The organism is Streptomyces abyssalis, from assembly GCF_001751365.1.
Taxonomy (GTDB): Bacteria; Actinomycetota; Actinomycetes; order Streptomycetales; family Streptomycetaceae; genus Streptomyces; species Streptomyces abyssalis.
This window is the reverse complement of the sequence record NZ_LJGT01000040.1, coordinates 379,454-401,971: the sequence shown is the minus strand read 5'-3', so window position 1 is coordinate 401,971 and position 22,518 is coordinate 379,454. Positions and strand designations below refer to the sequence as shown.

At 70.6% G+C, this 22,518-nt stretch carries 17 protein-coding genes and 1 tRNA gene; 10 read left to right on the top strand and 8 right to left on the bottom strand.

Features of this window, described 5'->3' with window-relative positions:
• Positions 1-5 precede the first annotated feature (5 nt).
• A tRNA-Gly gene (locus tag AN215_RS16660) sits at positions 6-76 on the top strand.
• Between the two features lie 130 nt (positions 77-206).
• Here the strand turns inward: AN215_RS16660 and AN215_RS16655 are convergent.
• On the bottom strand, positions 207-401 hold the full coding sequence (locus tag AN215_RS16655) for a hypothetical protein (protein WP_055485007.1): 195 nt from the start codon (positions 399-401) through the stop codon (positions 207-209).
• Between the two features lie 610 nt (positions 402-1,011).
• Here AN215_RS16655 and AN215_RS16650 point away from each other — a divergent pair.
• Complete coding sequence (locus AN215_RS16650) at positions 1,012-2,334, top strand: acyltransferase family protein (RefSeq protein WP_070013765.1); 1,323 nt, start codon at positions 1,012-1,014, stop codon at positions 2,332-2,334.
• A gap of 201 nt (positions 2,335-2,535) precedes the next feature.
• Here AN215_RS16650 and AN215_RS16645 read toward each other — a convergent pair whose 3' ends face one another.
• Positions 2,536-3,693 (bottom strand): PP2C family protein-serine/threonine phosphatase, encoded by a 1,158-nt coding sequence (locus AN215_RS16645; RefSeq protein WP_070014001.1) that lies wholly within the window; start codon positions 3,691-3,693, stop codon positions 2,536-2,538.
• Between the two features lie 148 nt (positions 3,694-3,841).
• Between AN215_RS16645 and AN215_RS16640 the strand changes: the two genes are divergently transcribed.
• Positions 3,842-5,080, top strand: coding sequence for a GNAT family N-acetyltransferase (locus AN215_RS16640; protein ID WP_070013764.1), 1,239 nt, complete (start codon positions 3,842-3,844; stop codon positions 5,078-5,080).
• A 62-nt stretch (positions 5,081-5,142) separates the two neighbouring features.
• Here AN215_RS16640 and AN215_RS16635 read toward each other — a convergent pair whose 3' ends face one another.
• The 3 genes from AN215_RS16635 to AN215_RS16625 all read right to left on the bottom strand — a co-directional run bounded on the left by AN215_RS16635 (position 5,143) and on the right by AN215_RS16625 (position 7,155).
• Positions 5,143-5,979 (bottom strand): Fpg/Nei family DNA glycosylase, encoded by an 837-nt coding sequence (locus AN215_RS16635; protein WP_070013763.1) that lies wholly within the window; start codon positions 5,977-5,979, stop codon positions 5,143-5,145.
• 4 nt (positions 5,980-5,983) lie between these two features.
• Entirely contained in the window at positions 5,984-6,469 is a 486-nt protein-coding gene (locus AN215_RS16630) for a ribose-5-phosphate isomerase (RefSeq protein ID WP_070013762.1), read from the bottom strand.
• Positions 6,470-6,537: 68 nt separating this feature from the next.
• Entirely contained in the window at positions 6,538-7,155 is a 618-nt protein-coding gene (locus tag AN215_RS16625; protein ID WP_070013761.1) for a biotin transporter BioY, read from the bottom strand.
• Positions 7,156-7,459: 304 nt separating this feature from the next.
• Here AN215_RS16625 and AN215_RS16620 point away from each other — a divergent pair, with 304 nt between their 5' ends.
• Both AN215_RS16620 and AN215_RS16615 read left to right on the top strand, forming a co-directional pair.
• Complete coding sequence (locus AN215_RS16620) at positions 7,460-8,953, top strand: amino acid permease (protein ID WP_070013760.1); 1,494 nt, start codon at positions 7,460-7,462, stop codon at positions 8,951-8,953.
• Positions 8,954-9,096: 143 nt separating this feature from the next.
• Entirely contained in the window at positions 9,097-9,738 is a 642-nt protein-coding gene (locus AN215_RS16615) for a superoxide dismutase (RefSeq protein WP_070013759.1), read from the top strand.
• A 168-nt stretch (positions 9,739-9,906) separates the two neighbouring features.
• Here AN215_RS16615 and AN215_RS16610 read toward each other — a convergent pair whose 3' ends face one another.
• A complete protein-coding gene (locus AN215_RS16610; RefSeq protein ID WP_070013758.1) occupies positions 9,907-10,539 on the bottom strand; it encodes a mycothiol-dependent nitroreductase Rv2466c family protein in 633 nt (210 codons plus the stop codon).
• Positions 10,540-10,771: 232 nt separating this feature from the next.
• Between AN215_RS16610 and pepN (AN215_RS16605) the strand changes: the two genes are divergently transcribed.
• Both pepN (AN215_RS16605) and AN215_RS16600 read left to right on the top strand, forming a co-directional pair.
• Positions 10,772-13,504, top strand: coding sequence for an aminopeptidase N (pepN, locus tag AN215_RS16605; RefSeq protein WP_070013757.1), 2,733 nt, complete (start codon positions 10,772-10,774; stop codon positions 13,502-13,504).
• 120 nt (positions 13,505-13,624) lie between these two features.
• Positions 13,625-14,254 (top strand): DUF1707 SHOCT-like domain-containing protein, encoded by a 630-nt coding sequence (locus AN215_RS16600; RefSeq protein WP_070013756.1) that lies wholly within the window; start codon positions 13,625-13,627, stop codon positions 14,252-14,254.
• Between the two features lie 36 nt (positions 14,255-14,290).
• Here AN215_RS16600 and AN215_RS16595 read toward each other — a convergent pair whose 3' ends face one another.
• A complete protein-coding gene (locus tag AN215_RS16595) occupies positions 14,291-15,295 on the bottom strand; it encodes a LysR family transcriptional regulator (protein WP_070013755.1) in 1,005 nt (334 codons plus the stop codon).
• Positions 15,296-15,503: 208 nt separating this feature from the next.
• Here AN215_RS16595 and snpA point away from each other — a divergent pair, with 208 nt between their 5' ends.
• Positions 15,504-16,169 carry a snapalysin gene (snpA, locus tag AN215_RS16590; RefSeq protein WP_070013754.1) on the top strand — a complete coding sequence of 222 codons (666 nt, stop codon included), beginning with the start codon at positions 15,504-15,506 and terminating at the stop codon, positions 16,167-16,169.
• A gap of 394 nt (positions 16,170-16,563) precedes the next feature.
• Here the strand turns inward: snpA and pepN (AN215_RS16585) are convergent, their stop codons facing one another.
• The gene (gene pepN, locus AN215_RS16585) at positions 16,564-19,149 is read right to left on the bottom strand and encodes an aminopeptidase N (protein WP_070014000.1); all 2,586 of its coding nucleotides are present in this window, start codon (positions 19,147-19,149) and stop codon (positions 16,564-16,566) included.
• A gap of 364 nt (positions 19,150-19,513) precedes the next feature.
• On the opposite strand from pepN (AN215_RS16585), the gene AN215_RS16580 reads away from it, so the two are divergent.
• Both AN215_RS16580 and AN215_RS16575 read left to right on the top strand, forming a co-directional pair.
• Positions 19,514-21,259, top strand: a complete 1,746-nt coding sequence (locus AN215_RS16580) for a TIGR03767 family metallophosphoesterase (protein WP_070013753.1) — start codon at positions 19,514-19,516, stop codon at positions 21,257-21,259.
• 285 nt (positions 21,260-21,544) lie between these two features.
• Positions 21,545-22,513 carry a DMT family transporter gene (locus AN215_RS16575; RefSeq protein ID WP_070013752.1) on the top strand — a complete coding sequence of 323 codons (969 nt, stop codon included), beginning with the start codon at positions 21,545-21,547 and terminating at the stop codon, positions 22,511-22,513.
• Positions 22,514-22,518 lie beyond the last annotated feature (5 nt).

Genomic DNA, 22,518 nt, shown 5'->3' with positions numbered 1-22,518 from the left:
CACTTGCGGGCGTAGCTCAATGGTAGAGCCCTGGTCTTCCAAACCAGCTACGCGGGTTCGATTCCCGTCGCCCGCTCGGAAAGCGCGAAGGGCCGGCCCCGGTGGGGCCGGCCCTTCGGCGTGCACCGCGTCGCCGGTGCCCTGTGTGCACTTGTGAGCGCTCGGTGCGGGCGATCGGCGCGCGCAGGGCGCTGACGCCGGGCGGCTCAGAAGCTGATCTGGTTGACCATGTCCGCAAGCGAGTTCATGAACCGGTTGACGGACGGCGCTATGTCTGTCGAGGCCAGGAAGAAGCCGAAGAGCACCGCCACGATGGCGGGCCCGGCCTTGATCGACCCGCCCCGGATCATCACCACCAGGATGACTGCCAACAGCAGCACCACAGACAGTGAAATGGCCACAACTGATCACACCCTCGCGGTCGGAACGCCTCACGGCCGAGGGGCCCGTCGCCACCACTGCCCCCGCCGCGGACCATCGTGCCACCAAGTCGCGGGCGCGTGGAGCTGGGTGACGATTCATCGGCCATGGAGCTTCCCCGGTCGTTGCGGTTCTCCCCCGCGCGCACACCCCCTACACGCTCCGGGCACACTCGTGACGCATCTTCCACCGCGTGCCGGGGCGTATTACGTACGGAAATTCGGGACCCCCCACACCGATCAATGCGCTGCGCAGCGGTAATGCAACATGTGCAAGAGGGTCCATGACTCCGGGGCGCCGCCGGCGCGAATTGGCCCCGCATGGCGGGGTGTTGTGGAGTCGATCACAACGGGTTCCGGAAACGGTCCGGGCGGGAAGCAATCAAGCCCCGATGGGGCCGGGGACCGGCCGATGGCCCAGCGTCCGTATGTCCGGTCATAACGGACATGTCGCAACAGAACGGCTCGCCCGCCGGGCATCGGCGCAGGAAATCCTGGCTGGTGGGCGTATGTCGAAAACTGTTCCGGGTAGGCGTGTTGGAATCTCGCCAAGAATTTACGCCTCACAGGTTTGACCGCTAAGGTGCGACAGATGTTGCACGCTGGTTATGAGCGGGCACCGCTCCCCCCGGTCCGCCAGGAGTCCCCCTCCGCGACGAGTGACGCGTCCGCGGAGCCGCCGGCCAAGGTCAAGAAAAAGCCCGCGGACCAGCGGGACCCCTTTCTCGACAACGCGAAGTACCTCACGATCGTGCTCGTCGCGATCGGACACGTGTGGGATCCCCTGCGCGACGACAGCCGCATGGCCGGCGCGCTCTACTTCGTGCTCTACGCCTTCCACATGCCGGCGTTCATCATCGTCTCCGGCTACCTCTCGCGCAGCTTCGAGGGCAAGCCCCGGCAGATCAAGCGGCTCGTCACCGGCGTGCTGGTGCCGTACGTGGTCTTCCAGACGATCTACACCTTCTTCATGCGGTGGGCCAGCGACAACCCCGACCGGGAGTTCCACTACCAGGAGCCGGGCTTCGCGCTGTGGTTCCTCGTCGCCCTCTTCCTGTGGCGGCTGACCACGCCGCTGTGGAAGAGCCTGCGCTGGCCGCTGCCCGTCGCGCTGGCCATCGCCGTCGCCGCCGGAGTCACCCCCAGCATCAACAGCGACCTGAACCTGATGCGGGTGGCCACCTTCCTGCCGTACTTCGTGCTCGGCCTCCAACTGCGGCCCGAGCACTTCCAGATCATCAAGCGGCGCAGGTTCCGGCTGGCGGCGCTGCCCGTCTTCGCCGGTGCGCTGCTGGTCGCCTACTGGGCCGTGCCGCGGATGTCCAAGGGCTGGTTCCTGCACGACAAGGCCTCGCAGGAGCTCGGGGCGCCCGCGTGGGTGGGCGGTGTGATGACGCTCGCCACCTTCGGCTGCGGGCTCGTGCTGACCGCCGCTTTCCTCGCGCTGGTGCCGCGACGGCACATGTGGTTCACGAGCCTCGGCGCCGGCACGCTGTACGCGTATCTGATCCACGTCTACCCGATCAAGATCTCGCGTGAGTTCGAGTGGTACGACATGGAGTGGGTCGACCACCCCGTCAGCCGCGTGGTGATCACGGTGATGGCGGCGGTCATGATGACCATCCTGTGCACCTGGCCCGTACGCCGCGTCTTCCGCTTCGCCATGGAGCCGAAGATGGAGTGGTTCTTCAAGCGGGACGCGGGCGAGCAGGCACGCGCCCGCGAGAAGGGTTCCGCGGCCGCGCACCAGCCCGGTCATGCGGCTCCCGCACAGCCCGTCACACCAGCCGCTCCGGAGGGGCCGGTGCAGCCGGGCTCGAAGGAGTTCGCCCGGTCCGGTTCTGCCGCGTCCTCGTCGTACGGGACGTCCGGCACGGGATCGCGTGGCGGGAGCGGCGGCAAGCACGCCAGGTAGGCGGACGCCGCGCGGACGTACGCACCGTGCGCACAGCCGAGGGGAACGACGAGAACACCCGCAGTCAGGGCCGGGCCTCCGGGACCGGCCCTGACTGCTGCGCGCTGCCCGCCCCTGGCCCGGCCTCCGCGCCGGGAGGTGGGCGGCAGGTGTCGGCGGCGGGCGTCTCCGGCGGGCGTCTCCGGGGCTCAGCCCCAGCAGTCAGCCCCGGCAGAGCAGGAGCAGCGCACGGTCGTCGTTGACGTCCCGCGCCACCGTCTCTATCAGGTGCCAGGCGGCGCCCTGGAAGCCCGAAGCCACGTGGCGGTCGGCCTCGCCGGTGAGCCGGTCGAGGCCGTCCGCCAGATCCCGCTCGGAGGTCTCGACGAGGCCGTCGGTGAAGAGCATCAGTACGTCGCCGTGGTGCAGCGTCCCCTTCACGGGGTCGAACTGGGCGCCCTCGTAGACGCCGAGCAGAGGGCCCTCGCCCGACTTCTCCTCCCACTTGCCGGTGCCCGCGCCCCGCTGGAGGGCGGGCACGTGCCCCGCCGAGAAGAGTTCGTAGTCACCGCTGTCGAGGTCGAGGACGAGGTGCACGGAGGTGGCGAAGCCCTCGTCCCAGTCCTGCCGGAGCAGATAGCCGTTGGCGGCGGGCAGGAAGGCGTGCGGGGGCAGGGACCCCAGCAGGCCGCCGAAGGCTCCGGAGAGCAGCAGCGCCCGCGAGCCCGCGTCCATGCCCTTCCCCGAGACGTCCGTCAGCACGACCTCGAGGGTGCGCTCCCCCGTGCCGGTGCGCGCGGCGACCACGAAGTCGCCCGAGAAGGACTGCCCGCCCGCGGGCCGCAGCGCCATCTCTCGGTGCCAGCCGCGCGGAAGCCTGGGCAGCTTGCTCTGTACGCGGATGCGTTCGCGGAGGTCGAAGAGCATGGTGCCGCCGCGCCGCCACGGCACCCCGACGCGGCTGCGGAACTGGGCGATCAGCAGGCCCGACAGCCCGGCCGTGGCCACGACCAGGATGGTGCCGGGCGTGACCCGCCCGGCACCATCCTGGTAGGGGCCCAGCATCGCGGACTCGACGATGAGCGCCACGGCGGCCGACGCGTAGAGCGCGAGGAGACTGGCGGGACGCAGCAGCAGCCCGCCGGCGATGAGCGGCATCACGAGCGCTTCCGGTGCGGCCCACAGCGGCATCATCACCGTGAGTACGGTCAGAGCCGGAATCGTGAGAAGCAGCGCGCTGAAGGCGAGCCAGTCCGAGACGCCGCCCCGGAAATAGTCGACGGCGGAGCGGCGCAGCCCTGTGCGAGCCCGGTGCCACGCTCTTCGCGTGTTGTGCAACCGGGCCCTGGGGGGTGTGAGGCTCGGACGACGTACCGCCATGCAGATGGACCTTATCGAGCCTTTGACCAGTGCGTCGATTCCGTTCACGAGGTGCACGAACGACGGAACGTGCATACGCACGTGCACAGGGCTGCCGGGGCACGGAAATGTGTTCGCTCTTTCTCAAAACCCCTGCTAGAGAAGGCACATGACCACCGAGTTGCGCCCTCTGCGCCGGTCCGAATGGGACCTCTGGTACGACGGAATTCTTCGCGCTTTCGGAGCCGCCGGAGACCTCGACAGGGAGCTGTACCGGGAGTTGACCGAAATCGACCGGTCGGTCGCTGCGTGGGACGACGGTGAAATCGTCGGCTCGTCGAGCCTGATCTCCTTCCGGATGACCGTGCCCGGCGGGGCGGCCGTACCGGCGGCGGGCCTGTCGATGGTTCATGTCGCGACCACGCACCGGCGTCGCGGAATCCTCCGCTCCATGATGCGGCGGCAGTTGGACGAGACCCGGGCGGCCGGAGTGGAGCCACTCTCGGTTCTCACCGCTTCCGAGCCGCGCATCTACGGACGCTTCGGCTACGGCATGGCGACGCGGGAGCTCGACGCCGACATCGACACCCACCGGGTCACTCTGGACGTGCCGCCGGAGTCGGACCGTCTGCGGCTGCGGATCGTGAACGACCCGGAGTCCGTCCTCGACGTGTGCGAAGCCGTCTACGCCCGCCGGGTCCCCCAGCGGGCGGGGATGCTGGAGCGCCGGCCGGGCTGGGAGCGCCGGCCGCTGACCCACCCGCAGCCGGGCCGCGAGGGCACCACCGCGCCTGCCTGCCTCCTGGCGGAGGACGAGAAGGGCGAGGTGCGCGGCTATGCGCGGTACGCCCTCAAGTCCGCCGACGACGACCACGGCACCCCGGACGGCCAGGTTGTGCTGCGCGATCTGGAGGCGCTGGACACCGCCGCGTACGGGGCCCTTTGGCGCTGCCTGTTCGACATGGACCTGATGCGGGTGCTGCGCGTGCGCGGCCGCCCCGTCGACGACGCCTGGCTGCACATGGTGGGGGACAGCATCGGGCTGTGCCGGCCGCGTTGGGGGGACGCGCTGTTCGCGCGCCCGGTGGAGGTGGGGGCGGCCCTGGCGGCCCGTACGTACACCGTGCCCGTCGATGTGGTCCTCGATGTGGAGGACGCCTTCTGCCCCTGGAACGAGGGCCGCTGGCGGCTCTGCGGCGACAGCGCGGGCGCGACGTGCGAGCGTACGGACGATCCGGCTGAACTGGCTTTGTCCGTACGGGAGTTGGGTGCCGCCTATCTGGGCGGCACCTCGCTGCGGGCGCTCGCCTCGGCGGGCCGGGTGCGCGAGTTGCGGGAGGGCGCGCTGGGCGCGGCGTCGGTCGCCTTCGCGACGGACGCGGCGCCGTGGCTGCCGCACGGCTTCTGAGAACGGAGCCCCGGAAGGGGTCCTCCAGAAGGGCCGGAGGGGGTGGGGCGCGGCCGGGGGGATCAGGCCGGCTGGCAGGCCGGGCACCAGAAGAGGTTGCGCGCCGCCAGCCCGGCCGTGCGGACCGGCTCACCGCAGACGTGGCACGCCATCCCGGCCCGCCGGTAGACGTACACCTCGCCGCCGTGGTCGTCGACGCGCGGGGCGCGTCCCATGGCTTCCGGAGTGTGATGGGGGCGCACGGTGTCGATGCGGTTGTTGCGCACGCCTTCGTGCATCAACTCGACGAGGTCGGCCCATATCGCGTCCCACTCCGTACGGCTCAGACCGCGCCCCGGACGGTACGGGTCGATGCCGTGCCGGAAGAGCACCTCGGCGCGGTAGACGTTGCCGACGCCCGCGACGATCTTCTGGTCCATCAGCAGCGCCGCAACGGTCGTGCGGCTGCGGGAGACGCGTGACCAGGCGTCCTCCGGGTCGGCGTCGGGGCGCAACGGGTCGGGGCCGAGCCTGTCCTCGACCGCCAGCTTCTCAGCCTCCGTGATCAGCTCGCAGCGGGTCGGGCCGCGCAGATCGGCGTGCACGCCTCCGCCGTCGCCACCTTCGCCTTCGCCTTCGCCTTCGACCCTCAGCCGTACCTGTCCGACAGGGGCGGGCGCCGGACCCGTGCCGAAGGTGAACTTGCCGTACAGGCCGAGGTGTACGTGCACCCAGCCCGCCCCGTCGAAGCCGAGGAAGAGATGCTTGCCGTGGGCCTCGGCCTCCGAGAGGACCTGCCCGTCGACCAGGGCGGCTCCGTCCGAGAACTTCCCCTGCGGGCTGGAGGCCCGCACCTTGCGTCCGCCGAAGCGCTCCCGGAAGTCCCGGGCGAGCCGGTGGATGGTGTGCCCTTCGGGCATGCGGTCAGGACTCCGGGTGGTGTGCCGGCACGGGCGGCAGCTGCCCCGTGATCTCGTACGTGGAGAGCATGTCGATGCGGCGCTCGTGCCGTTCCCCCTGTGAGAAGGGCGTGTTGAGGAACGTCTCCACGAACTTCAGCGCCTCGTCCGTCGTGTGCATCCGCGCGCCGATGCTGACGACGTTGGCGTTGTTGTGCTCGCGAGCCAGCGACGCCGTCTCCTCGCTCCAGGCCAGCGCGCAGCGCACGCCCCTGACCTTGTTCGCGGCCATCTGCTCGCCGTTGCCGGAGCCGCCGACGACGATGCCCAGGGCCTCGCTGTCCTGCGCGGTGTGCTCGGCGGCGCGCAGGCAGAAGGGCGGGTAGTCGTCGGCGGCGTCGTAGATGTGAGGGCCGCAGTCGACGGGCTCGTGCCCGGCCGACCGCAGCCACTCGACGAGGCGGTTCTTGAGTTCGTAGCCGGCATGATCGGAGCCGAGGTACACGCGCATGGCGCCGAGTCTATGACGCACGGGCGGCTCGCCCGGCACCGGGCGTGACCTCGGACGACGGCTTGCCGTCAGCCGCGTCGGCCCGCCAGCTTCCAGGCGCCGGGCAGCGCGATCATCGCCAGCCCCGCCTTGAGCAGGTCCCCGATGAGGAAGGGCACCAGACCGGCCGCGACCGCCTCGGACGGCGACATGCCGGCGGCGACGGCGAGGTAGGGCACGCCCACCGCGTACGTCAGGGCCATGCCCACGGCCATCGTCCCGGCGGTGCGCAGCGGCCCCCGGTCACCGCCGCGCCGTGCCAGGGCGCCGACGACGGTGGCGGCGAGCAGCATCCCGAGCACATAGCCGAACGAGGGCATGGCGACGCCCGAGTCCGCGTCGGCGAACCACGGCATCCCGGCCGCGCCCGCGAGCGTGTAGAGCGCCATGGCCAGGAAGCCGCGGCGTGCCCCGAGCCCCGCGCCGACGAGGAGCGCCGCGCAGGTCTGCCCGGTGACGGGGACCGGCGACCCCGGTACGGGGACGGAGAGTTGGGCCGCCAGGCCGGTCAGCGCGGCCCCGCCGAGCACCAGGACCGCGTCGCGTATGTGCGCGCGGGGCCCGGCGACGGAGGCGGAGGCCGGTGTGAGCACATCGGCGAGAACGGTGCCGGGGCGGGGGTCGGCGGTGGGTGTGAGGGCGCTCATCGGGCGGCTCCGGGTCCTTGTCGGTACGGATATCGGTAAGGGTCTGTTCGGAGTGCGAACCGTTCGACGCTAGCCGAATCCGCGCCGGAGCGATGTGAGCAGGCAGACAGGGCCCGGCGCCCCGCGAGGCCGCGGCAGGAGTGCCCAGGACGTGCGCCCGCCCGTGCCGACCTGGGCCGCCGCACGGTCCGTTGGAGCCCTCCGGTGCTGTTCTCGGCCCGCTTGATCGGCCCTGCGGCCCCGCTGCCAGACTGGTTTGCCGATACATCGACCATCCGCAGTCTTTTCTCAGGAACGGCCTTTCATGACGCGCACCGAGCTGCCCGACGCGCCACCTCCCAGCCCTGGAGGATCCAGAACCGACCGGGGGCAGTCCGCTCTGTCCCACGGCCTCAAGCAGCGCCATCTGTCCATGATCGCCCTCGGCGGGGTGATCGGGGCCGGGCTCTTCGTGGGCTCCGGCGCGGGGATCGCCGCCGCCGGTCCGTCGATCGTCCTCGCCTACGCGGCGTCAGGTCTGCTCGTCATGCTCGTGATGCGCATGCTCGGCGAGATGTCGGCGGCGAACCCGGCGTCAGGGTCCTTCTCCGTGCACGCGGAGCGCGCGCTGGGACCGTGGGCCGGATTCACGGCGGGCTGGATCTACTGGGTGCTGCTGTGCGTCGCGATCGCCACCGAGGCGACCGCGGCCGCGGACATCGTCACGCAGTGGATGCCGGGCACCGAACCGTGGATGTGGGTCGCCCTGTTCATGGCGCTGTTCTGCCTGACGAACCTCGTCGCCGTACGCAACTTCGGTGAGACCGAGTTCTGGTTCGCGGCGCTGAAGGTCTTCGCGATCACGGCCTTCCTGCTGCTGGGCGCGATCGCCGTCGCCGGTCTTCTGCCGGGCGTCGACGCTCCCGGCACGGCCAACCTCACCGGCGAGGGCGGCTTCCTGCCCGCCGGTACGAACGGCCTCGTCGTCGGCCTGCTCGCCTCCGTCTTCGCCTACGGCGGCCTGGAGACGGTGACCATCGCCGCCGCCGAGTCCGAGGACCCGGTCAAGGGCGTCGCCAAGGCGGTGCGCACCGCGGTGTGGCGGATCGCCGTCTTCTACGTGGGCTCGATGCTGGTGATCGTCACGCTGATCCCGTGGGACGACAAGTCGGTGGTCGCAGGTCCGTACGCAGCCGTGCTCGACCACCTCGGCATCCCGGCCGCGGCCCAGGTCATGAACATCGTGGTGCTGGTCGCGCTGCTCTCCGCGATGAACGCCAACATCTACGGCGCCTCCCGCATGGCCTTCTCCCTCATCGCGCGCGGACAGGGCCCGGGATTCCTCGGGAAGGTCAGCGCGAGCGGAGTGCCGCGGCGGGCCGTCGTCGCCTCGTCCGTCTTCGGCTTCGTCGCGGTGCTGCTGAACTTCTGGTGGCCGGACACGGTCTTCCAGTGGCTGCTGAACACGGTCGGCGCCGCGACGCTCGTGGTGTGGGGATTCATCGCTGTCTCCCAACTGGTCGGCAGGCGCCGCCTGGAGCGCGAGGCACCGGAGAAGCTCGTGGTGAAGATGTGGGGCTTCCCCGTGCTGACGGTGATCGCGCTGCTCGGCATCCTCACCGTGCTCGTACTGATGCTGCGCGAGGGCGACACCCGTACGCAGCTGGCCTTCACCGGCTGCCTGACCGTCGTGCTGATCGCCACGGGCCTGGCCCGGCAGAAGTCCCGGCCGCACGGCGGCGACAGCGCGGACGACGCAGCCGGCGCGGGCCCCGGGGACGGCTCCGCCGGCGCGAAGGCGGGTGGCGGCGCGAGCTGACCGCCTGGCGCCGGCCGGGGGAACCGGCGCAAGAGGCTTCACGGAGCGGTCCCGCACTGCGGGGCCGCTCCGTCTCTCTGCCGCTGTTGCTGGTAGCGTCCTCTTGCAACTAAATTGCAATAAGTCCCGAGGAGAGAACGCCCATGGCCTTGTATTCGCTGCCTGAGCTGCCGTACGACTACTCCTCACTGGAGCCGGTCATCAGCGGCGAGATCATCGAGCTGCACCACGACAAGCACCATGCCGGTTACGTGAAGGGCGCCAACGACACGTTGGAGCAGCTCGCCGAAGCCCGCGAACAGGACCAGTGGGGCGCGGTGAACGGCCTGGAGAAGAACCTGGCGTTCCATCTCTCGGGGCACATCCTGCACAGCATCTACTGGCAGAACATGACCGGTGACGGCGGCGGCGAGCCCCTGGAGAAGGACGGCACGGGCGAGCTCGCGGACGCGATCGCCGAGTCCTTCGGCTCCTTCGCCAGGTTCAAGTCCCACCTGTCCAAGGCGGCGGCCACCACTCAGGGCTCCGGCTGGGGTGTTCTGGCGTACGAGCCGGTGACCGGGCGCCTCATCGTGGAACAGGTCTACGACCACCAGGGCAACGTCGGCCAGGGCAGCGTGCCCATCCTGGTCTTCGACGCCTGGGAGCACGCCTTCTACCTGCAGTACCGCAACCAGAAGGTCGACTTCGTCGAGGCCATGTGGCGCGTGGTGAACTGGCAGGACGTCAGCAGGCGCTACACGGCCGCGAAGCAGAAGGGCAACACCCTGCTCACGCCGCTGTAGAGCACCCGAGGGCCCTGGCGCCCCGGCACGAAGACCTCCTGCCCTCGTGATCGTCTTCTCACCTTTCACCGGGCAGGTGGAGAGAAAGGGAGGGCCCCCGTACGGACGTGACGTACGGGGGCCCTCCTGACTGCGGGGCCTGCGCCCCGCGCCCGCGGGCGGGTGGCGTCAGTCGTCGAAGACGGGGCCGACGTCCCGGGTGCGCTTGATCTCGAAGAAGCCGGGCGTGGACGCCACCATCAGCGTGCCGTCCCACAGCTTCGCCGCCGCGTCGCCCTTGGGTGCCGGGGTGACCACGGGCCCGAAGAACGCTATCGGTGATCCGTCGGCGCCGGGCACGGCGATCACGGGGGTGCCGACGTCCTGGCCGACGAGGTCGATGCCCTCCTTGTGCGAGGCGCGCAGCACCTCGTCGTACTCCGTGGAGTCCGCGGCGTCCGCCAGGCCGGCGGGCAGACCGGCCTCTTCGAGGGCCTCCTCCAGCAGCTGCCGCGACATCTCCTGGCCCTGGTTGTGCCGGCGGGTGCCGAGAGCGGTGTAGAGAGGGCCGAGCGCCTCGCTTCCGTGCTTCTGTTCCGCCGCGATGCACACACGCACAGGGCCCCAGGCGGAGGCGAGCAGCTCCCGGTACCCCTCGGGCAGCTCGTCCAGCTTGTTCTCGTTGAGGACGGCGAGGCTCATCACGTGCCAGCGCACCTCGACGGGCCGGACCTTCTCCACCTCCAGCATCCAGCGGGAGGTCAGCCACGCCCACGGGCAGGCGGGGTCGAACCAGAAGTCGGCGACGGTCTTCTCTGGCATTGCACGTTCTCCTCGGCTCTCCTGGACAGGGGCTCTGCTGGACGGGCAAACGGTGGTCCGGCTGCTGCGGCAACGCACGAACCCGCGCCGCAATTCCCGCGTGTGCGGTACGTGTGCCGCGTGAAATGCTGAGGCGTCGTCGCCGGAGCCGGTTTCCGGGGGAGCAGGAGAAGCCGAGAAGCCCGGGAAATCCGAGAAGAACCGAAAAAGAACCCAGAAGAGGAGCCGCGCCGTGCCCGGAGAGAACCTGACCCAGCAGGAGGCACAGCGACGGGCCGGGCTGCTGACCGTGGACGGCTACGAGGTGGCGCTGGATCTGCGCTCGGCCACCTCTCCCCCGCCGGCGAAGGGGCCCCGGACCTTCCGTTCGACGACGACGATCCGCTTCCGCTGCTCGGAGCCCGGCGCTTCCAGCTTCGCCGACCTCGTGGCCCCCAGGGTGCATTCGGTGACCCTCAACGGGCGCTCGCTGAACGCCGACACCGTCTTCGACGGCTCCCGCATCGCCCTGGACGGGCTGGAGGCGCAGAACGAGCTCGTCGTCGACGCGGCCTGCGCCTACAGCCGTACGGGCGAGGGCCTGCACCACTTCCTCGACCCGGAGGACGGCGAGGTCTACCTCTACACGCAGTACGAACCGGCCGACGCCCGCAGGGTTTTCGCCAACTTCGAGCAGCCCGACCTCAAGGCCCGCTTCACCTTCACCGTCACCGCGCCCGCCCGCTGGACGGTGCTGAGCAACGGCGAGCGGCGCGGTGAGCCGGAGCGCCTCGGCGAAGGCGGGGCGGCCTGCTGGCGGTTCGCGCCGACCGAGCCCATCTCGACGTACATCACGGCGGTGGTCGCGGGCCCGTACCACTACGTCACCGACACCTACCGGCGCACGTTCGAAGGAGAGGGCGGCGAGCTGGAGATCCCCCTCGGCGCGCTGTGCCGCAAGGGGCTGGCCAAGCACTTCGACGCCGACGACGTCTTCACCGTCACCAAGCAGGGCCTGGACTTCTTCCACGACCACTTCGGCTTCCCCTACCCCTTCGGCAAGTACGACCAGGCCTTCGTTCCCGAGTACAACCTCGGCGCGATGGAGAACCCGGGGCTGGTCACCTTCCGCGAGGAGTTCGTCTTCCGGGGGAAGGTCACCGAGGCGTCGTACGAGCACAGGGCGAACGTCATCCTGCACGAGATGGCGCACATGTGGTTCGGCGATCTGGTCACCATGCGCTGGTGGGACGACCTGTGGCTGAAGGAGTCCTTCGCGGACTACATGGGCGCGCTGGCGCTGGTGGAGGCGACGCGGTTCAAGGACGGCTGGATCACGTTCGCCAACCGCCGCAAGTCCTGGGCCTACCGGGCCGACCAGCTCCCCTCCACGCATCCCGTCACGGCGGACATCCGGGACCTGGAGGACGCCAAGCTCAACTTCGACGGGATCACCTACGCCAAGGGCGCGTCGGTGCTCAAGCAGCTCGTCGCGTACGTGGGCCGGGAGACCTTCCTGGAAGGGGCGCGGCGCTACTTCCAGCGGCACGCGTGGGGCAACACCACGCTGGCCGACCTGCTCGCGGTCCTGGCGGAGACCTCGGGCCGCGACATGGACGAGTGGGCGCGGGCGTGGCTTCAGACCGCCGGAGTCAACTCGCTGTCGCCGCGGGTCACTTGCGATGCCGACGGGCGGATCACCGAGCTCGCCGTGGTCCAGGAGGCACCGGAGGAACATCCCGTCCTGCGGCCGCACCGCGTCGCCGTCGGGCTCTACCGGCACGAGGGCCTGGAGCGCGGGCTCGTCCGCTACGCGCGGGCGGAGGCGGACGTGCGGGGCGCCCGTACGGTCGTCGGAGAGCTGGCCGGTGCGGAGCGGCCGGATCTGGTGCTCGTGAACGACGACGACCTCACGTACTGCAAGATCCGCTTCGACCGGGACTCGCTGGCGTCGCTGCGTACGCACCTCGGCGAGCTCGCGCCGCCGGGACCGGCGACCGGGCGGGGCACGGTGCCGGAGGCGGACGGGGGCCACAACCCGTCGCTGTCCAGGGCACTTTGCTGGTCCGCGATGTGGAATCTGACGCGTGACGCTCTGATGCCCGCGCGGGACTTCATCTCGCTGGTGCTCTCCTTCGCGGGCACCGAGTCGGACGTCGGCGTGCTGCAGACGCTGCACGCCTGGAGCCGCTCCGCCGTGGTCCACTACTCCGCGCCGGAACGGCGTGCGGAGTTGCGGCGTGCCCTGGCGGAGGGCGCGCTCAGCGGGCTGCGGCTGGCGGAGCCCGGCAGCGGTCACCAGCTGGCGTGGGCGCGCTTCTTCGCCGCGGTCGCCACCGACGAGAAGGATCTGCGCCTGCTGCGGGGGCTGCTCGGCGCTCCGGGCCCGGACGGCTCGAAGGGCGACGGCGCCGCCCGTATCGACGGGCTGGTCGTCGACCAGGAGCTGCGCTGGACGTTCCTGGAGACCCTCGCCGCGCGCGGCGAGGCCGACGCGGACCTGCTCGACGCCGAACTCGCCCGCGACGACACGGCGTCCGGAAAGCGGCACCATGTGCGCTGTCTCGCGGCACGCCCCTCGGCGGAGGTCAAGGCACAGGCGTGGGATGCCGTGATGACCTCCGACCGGCTCTCCAACGCCCTTGTCGAGGCCACGATCGCCGGGTTCGCCCAGCCCGGGCAGCAGGAGCTGACGGCGCCGTACACGCAGCCTTACTTCGACGCCCTGGAGGAGATCTGGCGTACGCGCTCGATCGAGATCGCCATGGCCGTCGTAAGGGGTCTCTACCCCGATCTGCAGGGGGATCAGGTCACGCTGGACGCGACGGACGCGTGGCTCGCCGCACACGAGGACGCGGCTCCCGCGCTTCGCCGGCTCGTGCTGGAGGCACGCGACGACCTGGCACGGGCACTGCTGGCGCAGCGCTGCGACGCGGCGGACGGACGGACGGGCGCGCAGGGCGGCCCGGCGCTGGCACGGGGCTGACACGAAGCTGACCATCGTGCTCGCGCGGACACCGACTGACTTGTCGCGGCCCGCAGTTGCCCTGTCGGGCCTGCACCACGGACTCCTGCTGCCAGGGAGGTCTGCCGTAGGATCCGGCGGGTGAGCGAACAGCAGCCCGAACCGGTGTCGAAGCGCCTTGCGCAACGGGCGTCGGATGACGATCGTGAGCAGGTCGTGGAGCGGCTGAGGGACGCCGCGAGCGAGGGGCGCATCGACCTCGCCGAGTTCGAGGAGCGGATGACCCTCGCCTATCAGGCGCGGACCTACGGCGAGCTGGAGCCGATCACGGCCGATCTGCCCGAGATCGCATCGCCTGCTCCGCAGCAGGAGCTGGTGCTGCGGGCACACGGGTCGACCGTGCGCCGCGAGGGCCGCTGGCCGGTGCCGAGGCGGATCGACGTCGAGGCCAAGCACGGCGCGGTGCGGCTGGACATGACCGAGGCGGTCGTCCTCGCCGGTGAGGTCGCCGTCGAAGTCGACCTGCAGCACTCCTCGGTGCGGGTGCTCGTCCCGGAGGGCACCGAGGTGGTGGACGACGGGCTCGTCCTCAAGTGGGGGTCGGTCAAGTACGGAAGCGACGACCGGGAAGGTGCTCCGCAGCGGGCCCGGTTCCGGGTCCGGCTCTCGGGTGAGGGCAGCCATTCGTCCGTCGCCGTCACCACGCCGAACGTCTTCGACGCACTGGTGAGGCGGCTGAAGCTCCGGTGGCGCCGGTTCGCCCGCCCCTGAGCCACGTCTCCCGGCTCCAGGGCCCGTCCGACAGGCCTAAGCCACGACCGTGAACGGCAACGACGAGCTGTCGTCGTGCCGTTGATACCAGTGACGGTAGGCGTCACTCGCCCACGCCACCTCGCGGTATGCCGCTTCGAGGTCGGCCAGGAGCGCGGCCGGTTCGATCACGGGCGCCGTGTCGGGAACCGCACCCGCGGTCGTCTCGCGGGTCGCCAGCAGCAGCCGCACCGCCAGCGGATCGCCGAGCAGCGGACGTACGACCCTGCCGGGGCGCGCGGGCGCGGTGGGCTGGCATGGCGCGACCACCTCGCCGGCTGCCACGAGGTCGGCGGCTGCCAGATTGTCGCCGTGCACCACTCGCGGGCTGATGCCCGCCTCGGTGAAGACCCTGCGCAGCCCGGTCCATTCACCGTCCGCCGTCGGGTCCACCATCCATCTCTCGTGTGCGAGTTCCGCGAGGCTCAGCACCGGGCGGGACGCGGCCGGGTGCGTCGCGGAGAGGGCGACGAACTGCGGCTCGCGCTCGACGAGTACGTGCAGCTCCACGCCGTCCGGTATCCGCAGCGGCGAGCCCTCGACCTCGTGCACGAAGACGGCGTCGAGCTGGTTCGACGCGATCATGCGCAGCAGGGTGTGGGCCGAGGCGTCCATGTGGAAGGTGGTGTCCGCCTCGGGGAACCGCGCGCGCAGTCTGCGCAACCAGCCCGGCACCGCCGGAGAGCCGGTGCTTCCGATGCGCAGATACTCGCCGCCGGCGCGGCTCGCGGCGGCTTGCGCCTCGCTCACCAGCGCGGTCATCTCGGCCACGAGGGGCCGTGCCCGGCACAGGACGAACTTGCCCAGCGGGGTGGGGATGCTGCCCGTACGCTCCCGGGAGAAGAGCTGACCGCCGACGGCCTGCTCGATCCGGCGGAGCTGCGTGGTCAATGAGGGCTGAGTCATGCCGAGTTGACGGGCGGCCTTGTGCACACTGCCCGTGTCGGCGATCGCGCAGAGCGCGCGAAGATGCCTCACTTCCAGCTCCACACGGCGGAGCATAGCCAAGCGGGCGTTCGTCACACCAGACGCCGAAGGGTCCCGGAACGCCCTGCGTATCGGGTGATGCGACGGGCCTATCACTACTTGCCATCATCCCGCGCGGCCCGGTCTCCAACAGACTCTTCGTCGGCAGGAGTTCTTCCGGAAGCACGGGGCCGCACCCCACCTTGCAGCGGTCACGGCGCTACGGACCACAAGGAGACCCCCCATGAGACACCGCACCACGGCAATCTCAGCGGCACTCGGCCTCGGACTGGCCTTGGGTCTGGGTGCGATGCCCGCCTCGGCTGCCACGCCGGACGACAGTGGCAGCACCTCGAAGAGCAGCGCAACCCGCGCCGGATACATCGGCGAATCGGACAAGGCAACCGAGGCGTTCTTCAAGGCCGTCGTGAAGGACGCGCTCAAGAAGCAGGCCGCCAAGCCCGGCACTCAGGCCGTCACCGTCAACTACGACGCGAGCGGCGCCCCCACCTTCGCAAGCGAGATAGCGAACAGCACGGCCGTCTGGAACGCGGCCGTCAACAACGTGACGCTCGCTGAGGGCGGCAACGCCAGCTTCGACTACCGCGAGGGCAACGACCCGCGTGGTTCGTACGCCTCGACCGACGGTCACGGCAACGGCTACATCTTCCTGGACTACGCCCAGAACCAGGAGTACGACTCCAACCGCGTCGCCTCCCACGAGACCGGGCACGTGCTCGGCCTGCCGGACCACTACGAGGGACCGTGCAGCGAGCTGATGTCCGGTGGCGGCCCCGGCCCCTCCTGCACCAACGACAAGCCGGACGCCAACGAAGCCGCACAGGTCGAGTCCCTGTGGGCGAACGGCGTGGCGAGTGCCGCATTCGACCAGGCGGCATTCGGCAAGTAGCCGAGCAGCACAACAGCCCAGCAGCAGTGCCGGCCCGCGGGCCGGAAAGAACAGAAGATCCAACAGAAGAATCAGCCCAGCACCACGCCGGAACAGCGCGTAGCAACACAACGCACCACGCCTGAACAGCGCAGTTGTACGCACCACGCCTGAGAGATGCACCGCCCGCATCCCCCCACACGGAGGCCCCCGGCGCAGACCGGGGGCCTTCGGGCGCCTCCGGGGCAGCCGGGCCGGAGTGACGGATCTGCCGTCCGCGCGGGGGGCCGCCGGATGTCCGCCAACCCGGCCCGGTCACGCCCCGGCCGTTCCAGTGCCCCTCCCGGCAGACTCTGTCCGGTGACGGCACCAGGTACGGGGCGCGCAGCCTCACCGCGCGCCCCGCACACCTGCCTCAGCCCGCAGCAGCCGCGTCCGCCTGCTGCGCGCGCAGCGCACGCTCCACGCCCGCCCGCGACTCGGTCACCAGGCGCCGCAGCGCCGCCCCGGGCCGGGCCTTCTCCAGCCACGCGTCCGTGGCGTCGAGGATCTCCTGCGAGACCTGGAGCGTCGGGTAGAGACCGACCGCGATCTGCTGTGCCATCTCGTGACTGCGCTGCTCCCAGATGTCCTTGACCACCTCGAAGTACTTCTCGGCGTACGGCGCGAGCAGTTCCCTCTGGTCGGTCTGCAGGAACCCGCCGATGACCGCTTCCTGCACCGCGTTGGGAAGCCCCGTCTCCTCCGCGGCACCGCTGCCGACCACCGAGGCCCACGCCTCGGCCTTGGCCTCGGCCGTGGGCCGTGCGGCCCGTGCCATCGCCGCGTACCGCTCGCCGGCCGAGGTGGCGTCGCGCTCCAGCTCGGCCGCGATCTCCTTCTCCCCTGCCCGTCCGGTGGCGGCGAGCCGCTGGAGCAGCGCCCAGCGCAGCTCCGTGTCGACGGCGAGGCCCTCCACCGACGTGCTTCCGTCCAACAGGCCTTCCAGCAGCGTCAGTTGGCCGTCCGTACGGGCGGCGGACGCGAAGGCGCGGGCCCACGCGAGCTGGTGGTCGCTGCCGGGGGCTGCCGCGCGGAGCTGCTCCAGGGCCGCCTCCGACCACTGCAGCAGGCCGGTCTCCCGCCACCGCGGATCGGCGTACAGGTCGAGGGCGAGCTTGACCTGCCGCTGCAGCGACTGGACGAGGCCGATGTCCGACTCCTCGGTGATGCCGGAGAGTACGAGGGCGAGATAACCGCGGGCGGGCAGTTCGCCGTCGCGGGTCATGTCCCACGCGGAGGCCCAGCACAGTGCGCGGGGCAGGGAGTCCGTGAAGTCCCCGATGTGCTGCTTGACCGTCTCCAGCGAGTGTGCGTCGAGCCGGACCTTCGCGTACGAGAGGTCCCCGTCGTTGAGGAGGACGACGTCGGGACGCTTCTGGCCCACCCAGTTGTCCACCTCGGTGAGGTCGCCGGTCACGTCCGTCTCGATGCGCCGGGAGGCCCGCAGCCGCCCGTCCTCCAGGTCGTATCCGCCGATGCTGATGCGGTGCGGGCGCAGCGTCGGCTCACCGGTGGCTCCCGGGGGCAGCGCCGGCGCCTCCTGCCGTACGGCGAAGGAGGTGATGGTGCCCGAGGCGTCGGTCTCGATCTCGGGCCGCAGCACGTTGATGCCGGCGGTCTCGAGCCACGCCTTCGACCACTCCGACAGGTCGGACCGCCACGTGGTCTCCTCCAGGGCGCCGAGCAGGTCGCTCAGCCGGGTGTTGCCCCACTCGTGCCGCTTGAAGTAGCGCTGCACGCCGCTGAAGAAGGCCTCCTCGCCGACGTAGGCGACGAGCTGCTTCAGCACGGACGCGCCCTTGGCGTAGGTGATGCCGTCGAAGTTGACCAGGACGTCGTCCAGGTCGCGGATCTCCGCCATGATCGGGTGGGTGGAGGGGAGTTGGTCCTGCCTGTACGCCCAGGTCTTCATCTGGTTGGCGAACGTCGTCCAGGAGTGCGGCCAGCGGGAGCCGGGAGCCGCCGCCATGCACGCCACGGAGGTGTAGGTGGCGAACGACTCGTTCAGCCAGAGGTCGTTCCACCACTCCATCGTCACGAGGTCGCCGAACCACATGTGGGCCAGCTCGTGGAGGATCGTCTCCGCTCGTGCCTCGTACGCGGCGTCCGTCACCTTTGAGCGGAAGACGTACTGGTCGCGGATGGTGACCGCGCCCGCGTTCTCCATGGCGCCCGCGTTGAACTCGGGCACGAACAGCTGGTCGTACTTGGCGAAGGGGTAGGGGTAGTCGAACTTCTCCTGGAACCAGTCGAATCCCTGCCGCGTCACCTCGAAGATCGCCTCGGCGTCGAGGTGTTCGGCCAGCGAAGGGCGGCAGTAGATGCCCAGGCCGACGGTGCGTCCGCCGCCCTCCCAGGTGCTGTGCACCGAGTGGTACGGGCCGACGATGAGCGCCGTGATGTAGGAGGAGATGCGGGGAGTCGGCTCGAAACGCCACAGTCCGCCCTCCGGCTCCGGCGTCGGCGAGTTCGAGATCACCGTCCAGCCTTCGGGAGCACGCACGGTGAACTGGAAGGTGGCCTTCAGATCCGGCTGTTCGAAGCTGGCGAAGACGCGCCGCGCGTCGGGCACCTCGAACTGGGTGTAGAGATAGGCCTGCTGATCCACCGGGTCGACGAACCGGTGCAGGCCCTCACCGGTGTTGGTGTACGAGCAGTCGGCCACGACGACCAGCTCGTTGGGGCCCTGGGCGAGGCCGGGCAGCGCGATGCGGGAGTCCGCGAAGGCCTCTCCGGGGTCGAGGGACCGTCCGTTCAGGGTGATCTCGTGCACCTCGGGGGCCACCAGGTCGATGAAGCTGGAGGCGGGCTCGGCAGCCTCGAAGCGGACGAGCGTACGGGAGCGGAAGGTCCCCCCGTCCTGCGCGCCGCTCAGATCCAGCTCGATCTCGTAGGAGTCCACGCGGAGGAGCTGCGCGCGCTCGCGGGCCTCCTCGCGTGTCAGATTCGTGCCAGGCACCTGGTGCTCTCCCATGCTCTCGCGGTCTCACGATGTCGTAGTTCGGCCATCCTTCCACGTGGTGACCGCACGCGGTTCCCACCCGCGCACCCGGTCGGCCGGAGCGGTCCGGCGAGGCGGCAGGTGAACGGCGGGTGAGCGGCAGAACGACGGCCGGGCGGAGCCGGGCGACGAGGAAGAGGATCAGGTTCCGGTCAGTGATCCATGAGTGTGGATGGGCGTGCGGCGTTCTGCCGTCGTTCAGACGCAGGTCACTCCCGATGCCAAACATCCCTGGTGAGCAGGTCGTTCCGGCCGTTCGACACGAGCGGCCCGGCGCGGCACCCGTTCCGCTTCGCGTCCCTCACCCGGAGAGGCAGCCCGCATGGACCGCAGCAGCCGGAAGCAGACACGTCTGCCCGACCGCCGCACCCTACTCGCACTCGGCGCCGGAGCGGCCACCGCTCTGGGGGCCGGATCGGTGTTCGGCGCAGCCAACGCCGGTCAGCCGCCGCCGAAGGCGGCGCCCTCACCCGCAGCCATGGCACGTTCACGCGCCGCCCGTGCACGCTCGCAGGCGCCCGTCACCCGTGACGAGCCGGTGGAGCCGTCGCCCGAGGGCACCACACTCGTCGGCGTGGCCTCGCCGCGGGGAGACGCCGACGGCTACCGCCGGCTCGAAGACGGCCCGGGCTGGAAACGGCTCGTGCGTACGGATCTCGCGGAGGCGCGCTCCGGACGTGCGGAGAAGCGACGGCCCCTGACCGCGTTCGTCCAGTTCACGGATCTGCACATGGTCGACGTGCAGCACCCGTTGCGCTACGAGTTCCTGCGGCCGGGGGCGGAGACCGGCGCAGCGTGGCGGCCGCAGGAGGCGCTCTCCGTCCCGGCCGCCGTCTCCCTGATCGAACGCGTCAACTCGCTGCGAGGCGGCCCGGCGACCGGCGAGCCCCTGTCGTTCGTGGTGACCACCGGCGACAACACCGACAACAACTGCCGGTCCGAACTCGACTGGTTCCTGACGGCGATGACCGGCGGGCGCCTCACCCCCAACACCGGCGACGTCGACCGGTACGAGGGCGTGCACGACAGCGGGCTGAAGCTCTACTGGCATCCCGACGACGATCTCCGCGACAACGACAAGGCGTTGGGCTTCCCCCGCATCCCCGGCTATCTGCGGGCGGCGATACGCCAGGTCAACAGCCCCGGCCTGGCGCTTCCCTGGTACTCCACGTCCGGCAACCACGACGCCCTCCCGGGCGGCTGTTACGCCGGCAGCTCCTTCTTCGCGGACTTCGCCGTCGGAGGAAGGAAGCTGATGGAGCTGGAGTCCGAGGCGGAGGCCGCCAGGCTGTGGAAGGCGCTGGACAGCGGCGACGACCCGAAGGGTGAGCTGTACCAGGAGGTGCTGCGCTCCCGGACGGACTCCCGGAAGATGCGGCGCGTCACCGCGGACCTGGAGCGGGCGCCGTTCACCAGGAAGGACTGGGTTCGTGCGCACATGCGCCGCCGGTACAAGGGCGCGGGTCCCGTCGGGCACGGCTACACCGAAGCCAATCTCGCCGAGGACCGCCTCTACTACACCTTCCGGGTCGCGGAGGGCGTTACGGGCATCAGCCTGGACACGACGCGGCTTGACGGGGGCTACAAGGGCAGCGTGAGCGACGCCCAACTCGACTGGCTGGAACGCCGGTTGAGGGAGGAGCGCGACAAGGGCACGTATGTGCTGATCTTCAGCCACCACACCAGCACGACCATCCCGGACGGCGGCGACAGGCTCCTGTCCCTGCTGCACCGCAATCCGCACGTCCTGGCCTGGATCAACGGCCACAGTCACAAGAACCGCATCAGACCGCGCCGTACGTTCTGGGAGATATCCACGGCCTCCCACGTCGACTTCCCTCAACTGGCACGGACGCTGGAACTGGCCGACAACGGGGACGGCACGCTCTCGCTGTTCACCACCCTGATCGAGTCCTCGGCACCGGCGCGCACCGACTTCGACGATCTCTCACAGACCGGACTGGCCTCCCTCTACCGCGAACTGGCCCTCAACGCGCCCGGTGCCCGCACCGGGCTGGAGGGCGACCCCGACGACCGCAACGTGGAGCTGCTGCTGCGCAAGCCGTGACGGGGGACGGGAAGGGGTGCGCGGAGCCTGGGGGTGCCGGGCCACGGCACGAGGGCTCACGTCTTTCCTTTCCAGGTCCGGCACGGCGCCCCGCCGCCGTCCCTGTGGCGGCACTGCTGGACAGCGGCGGGAGAACGTCGTTGTTGCTTCCGCGCCGGGTGGAGCAGAGTGGCCCGCATGGCGAGTACGGAGAGGGCCGGAGCGGCGGGAGCACCGGCACCCGGGGGAAGCGGCGGTCGGCACCCCTGGCGCGGTCGCGGCCTGGGACAGCGCTGGGGAAGGGGCATGGGCAGCGGCCGCGCCCCGGGTGCCGGTCAGGGCGGCCCCGCGCTGATGGTGGTCGCGGGAGCGGCCTGTACGTCGTCCTCCGGGATGTTCATCAAGCTCTCCGAGGTGAACGCGGGCACCGCCGCCTTCATGCGGTGCGCGCTCGCCCTCGTGGTGCTGGCACCCATGGCCTTCGTCGAGTACCGCCGGAGGGGGCCGCGCCCGCTGCGTCTGGTGGCGCTCGATCTCGCGGCGGGTGCGCTGCTCGGGCTCGACTACGTGTGCTGGGTACAGAGCATCCACGACCTGGGGGCGTCCATCGCCACGCTGCTGCTCAACGTCCAGCTGATCGTCTTCCCGCTGCTGGCGCGCTTCCTCACCGGTGTACGGCTCGCGCGGCGTTTCTGGCTGACCGCGCCGGTGCTGCTGACCGGGATCGCCCTGGCCGGGGGCGCGATCGGGGATGCGGAGCCGGGCAGCGACCCGGCGTCCGGTGTGCTGTTCGGCACCATCGCGGGCGTCGCCTTCGCGGGTTACCTCTTTCTGATCAGGCTCGGCGGCGCGGGCGGCAGGGGCGCCGGCGCCCAACAGCCGTCGGCTGCCTGCCCGGAGGAGACCGGCCCCGGCACCGTCCCGGCCGCGGCCCCGCACACCGTGCTCCCCGTCTGCACCGCCACCTTCGCGGCGGGCGTCGCCGCCGGCGGGCTGGGTTCCCTGTGGACGGGCGTCGACCTCGACCCGGGCTGGCCCGCCTGGGGCTGGCTGATACCCATGGCGTTCCTCGGGCAGGTGCTGGCCTGGCTGCTCATCAACCCCGCGCTGGCGCGCCTCGCCCCCGACAAGGGCGCCACGCTGCTGCTTCTGCAGCCAGTGCTCGCACTCCTCTTCGGCGTGGGTTTCCTCGCAGAACGCCCGACTCCCACCCAGTACGCGGGCTGCGTCCTGGTCGTCCTCGCCGTATGGCGCACCACCCGTACGGATCACTAGTGTTG

Coding starts and splice junctions, on each gene's coding strand:
- AN215_RS16650 (WP_070013765.1), top strand. CDS start 1,012: ATGTTGCACGCTGGTTATGAGCGGGCACCGCTCCCCCCGGTCCGCCAG.
- AN215_RS16645 (WP_070014001.1), bottom strand. CDS start 3,693: ATGGCGGTACGTCGTCCGAGCCTCACACCCCCCAGGGCCCGGTTGCAC.
- AN215_RS16640 (WP_070013764.1), top strand. CDS start 3,842: ATGACCACCGAGTTGCGCCCTCTGCGCCGGTCCGAATGGGACCTCTGG.
- AN215_RS16635 (WP_070013763.1), bottom strand. CDS start 5,979: ATGCCCGAAGGGCACACCATCCACCGGCTCGCCCGGGACTTCCGGGAG.
- AN215_RS16630 (WP_070013762.1), bottom strand. CDS start 6,469: ATGCGCGTGTACCTCGGCTCCGATCATGCCGGCTACGAACTCAAGAAC.
- AN215_RS16625 (WP_070013761.1), bottom strand. CDS start 7,155: ATGAGCGCCCTCACACCCACCGCCGACCCCCGCCCCGGCACCGTTCTC.
- AN215_RS16620 (WP_070013760.1), top strand. CDS start 7,460: ATGACGCGCACCGAGCTGCCCGACGCGCCACCTCCCAGCCCTGGAGGA.
- AN215_RS16615 (WP_070013759.1), top strand. CDS start 9,097: ATGGCCTTGTATTCGCTGCCTGAGCTGCCGTACGACTACTCCTCACTG.
- AN215_RS16610 (WP_070013758.1), bottom strand. CDS start 10,539: ATGCCAGAGAAGACCGTCGCCGACTTCTGGTTCGACCCCGCCTGCCCG.
- AN215_RS16595 (WP_070013755.1), bottom strand. CDS start 15,295: ATGCTCCGCCGTGTGGAGCTGGAAGTGAGGCATCTTCGCGCGCTCTGC.
- snpA (WP_070013754.1), top strand. CDS start 15,504: ATGAGACACCGCACCACGGCAATCTCAGCGGCACTCGGCCTCGGACTG.
- AN215_RS16580 (WP_070013753.1), top strand. CDS start 19,514: ATGGACCGCAGCAGCCGGAAGCAGACACGTCTGCCCGACCGCCGCACC.
- AN215_RS16575 (WP_070013752.1), top strand. CDS start 21,545: ATGGGCAGCGGCCGCGCCCCGGGTGCCGGTCAGGGCGGCCCCGCGCTG.